This is a genomic window from Roseateles sp. P5_B10, assembly GCF_056400485.1.
In genome coordinates, this window is record NZ_JBFULE010000925.1 from 1 (window position 1) to 1,914 (window position 1,914).

Genomic DNA, 1,914 nt, shown 5'->3' on the forward strand with positions numbered 1-1,914 from the left:
AGTCTGGGTTACGCGCTGACCTTTGCGCTGACCGGCGCGGGCCTGGCGTCCATGCACACCACCCACGCCAACCTGCGCGGCCTGCAGATGGATCTGAAGGCGCCTGAGGGCGTGCACGCCGGTGACGAGTACGCGCTGGAGCTGCGCCTGCACAACCCGGGCAGCGCGCGCTTCGGCATCGCCGTCAGCGCGCAGCTCGACAGCGGCGCCACCGAGCCGGCCTGGATCGACGTGCCGGCCCTGGGCCATGCGGTGCTGAAACTGCGCCTGCCGGCTGACAAGCGTGGCCTGCGCGAGCTGCCCCGCCTCATCGTCACGACACGCTTTCCGCTCGGCTTCTTCCGCGCCTGGAGCTATTGGCGGCCTGCAGCCAAGGTCTGGGTCTACCCGCGGGCCGAGGAGGTGCTGGCGCCCTTCCCCACCCAGGCCGAGGCCGGCGCTGGCGAAGCCGCGTCGACACGCCAGTCCTCCAGCGGCACCGACTTCTCCGGCGTGCGCAGCTACCGCCGCGGCGACTCGATGAAGCAGATCCTGTGGCGCAAGTCCGCGCTGGCGCTGGACCAGGGCCTGCCGCTTTGGGTGCGCGAAACCGAAGCACCGCTGGCGCAGGACCTGTGGCTGGACTGGCGTGACACCCAGGGTCGCGATGTCGAGGCACGCCTGTCGCGCCTGGCCGCCTGGGTTCTGGCGGCTGAACGCCTGGGCCAGCCCTATGGCTTGCGCATGGCGGGGCGTGACCTCACGCCTTCCCTCGGGGCGACCCACCGCCAAGCTTGCCTCGAAGCCCTCGCGGGGTTTGACGCATGAATGGTTTAGCTGCCTGGTGGGCCCGCCTGCCGCGTGACGCGCGCGACAGCTTCTTCCTGCTCGGCGTCATCACGGCCGTCATCGCGCCGCATGCCGACCACCTGCCCTGGTGGAGCAGCGCATTGACCACCGTCGTGCTGGCCTGGCGCGCCTCGCTGGCCTGGCGCCAGCGGCCGCTGCCTGGGCGCTGGTGGCTGGCCGCCGTCATCGCGGTCTACACGGGCCTGACCTGGCTGACCTTTCGCACGCTGATCGGCCGCGAGGCCGGCATCACGCTGCTGGTCATGCTGATGGCGCTCAAGACCATGGAGCTGCGCGCGCGCCGCGATGCCTTCGTCGTCTTCTTCCTCGGCTTCTTCCTGGTGCTGACGCAGTTCCTGTACTCGCAGTCGCTGCTGATGGCGGTCTGGTCACTGGCCTCGCTGTGGGGGCTGCTGGCCGCCGTCGTGCTGGCGCAGATGCCCACGGGCATCCCCAGCATCGGCATCGCGGCAAGGCACGCTGCCGGCACCACGGCGCTKGGCCTGCCCGTCATGGTGCTGCTCTTCGTGCTGTTCCCGCGCATCGCGCCGCTGTGGGGCGTGCCGACCGAAGCCATCGGCCGCACGGGCCTGTCCAACCAGCTCGAGTTCGGCGCGATGAACGAGATCGCCAACGACGAGAGCATCGCGATGCGGCTGAAGTTCGAGGGGGCCTTGCCGCCGCCCGACCAGCGCTATTTCCGCGGCCCGGTGCTGACCCGCTTCGACGGCAAGACCTGGCGCGCCTATGACTCCCGCTCCAGCCAGAGCTGGTTGCGCGGCCGCGACGACCTGGCCACGGCCGGCCCGGCGCTGCGCTATGAAATAACGCTGGAGCCGCTGCGTATCTCGGTGCTGCCCCTGCTGGAGATGAGCCCAGGCGGCGTCGGCAGCGAACTGAACCTGACCGACCTGACCGTCGTGCGCGGGCCCGAGCTGCAATGGCTGTCGCCACGCCCCATCACCGAGAGGCTGAGGGTGGCAACCAGCGCCCACACGGCCTGGCGGGCCGGGGAGCGCCGCAACCGCCTGCAACTGACCACCGACCTCGACCTGCCCGCCGGTCTCAATCCGCGCACCCGTGCCT

2 protein-coding genes are annotated in these 1,914 nt (G+C 70.6%); both read left to right on the plus strand.

The features are described 5' to 3' along the window. Window positions 1-807 (plus strand): DUF58 domain-containing protein (locus AC1DU6_RS29315; RefSeq protein WP_477861490.1); only part of this gene is annotated, 807 nt, incomplete at its 5' end. After that, window positions 804-1,914 (plus strand): TgpA N-terminal domain-containing protein (locus tag AC1DU6_RS29320; RefSeq protein ID WP_477861492.1); only part of this gene is annotated, 1,111 nt, incomplete at its 3' end. The genes AC1DU6_RS29315 and AC1DU6_RS29320, both read left to right, overlap by 4 nt.